The following is a 548-nucleotide window of genomic DNA, read 5'->3' on the forward strand; positions in this document are numbered from 1 at the left end:
ACCATCGCCAAGCTAACCGGAGGAACAGTGCTACCTATCCGGGGTAAGCGGCACCAGGCACCACTGCGAAATCTCGACTGATTTGACCACTTCATCTCATGACATCTGACCACGCAATATCGTTGCCTTGACCAGTGACTACAGACTGCAAGCGGCCAAAAGCTGACATTCGCGTAGGCAACAAAATTTACCTTCAATTACATCATGAATGTTTTTATTTCCCGCACACGTTGGTCCGCTTCTAGCCAACGAACACAGGGGCATTACGACGAGCATGCAACTGAATATGAGTCACTCCGCTGTCAGTGCCGGGGATGCGGGGTTTCTTTCGTTTTCACGGCGGAAGCCCAACAGATCGCCTACGAGGTAGACAAAAAGTATGTATGGTGGCTTCCTTCCTATTGCGGCGCATGTACCATCCGGCTCCAAGACCTTCAGGCTCGCAACCAGAGCTTCCAGATTCAGTGGAACGTAGCCCGGGAAGCAGTTAAAGAGAACAAAACTTTTGTCCGCGACTGGCTGACCGTTCTCAGAGAAATGTCTACCAT

Annotated in this window: 1 protein-coding gene; it reads right to left on the reverse strand. The window is 50.9% G+C overall.

The features are described 5' to 3' along the window. Positions 1–291: 291 nt before the first annotated feature. Positions 292–548: hypothetical protein (locus tag JK635_RS24430; protein ID WP_235888234.1), on the reverse strand; the 257-nt coding region annotated here is incomplete at its 5' end.

It is taken from the genome of Neobacillus paridis (assembly GCF_016765675.1).
Taxonomy (GTDB): domain Bacteria; phylum Bacillota; class Bacilli; order Bacillales; family Cytobacillaceae; genus Neobacillus; species Neobacillus paridis.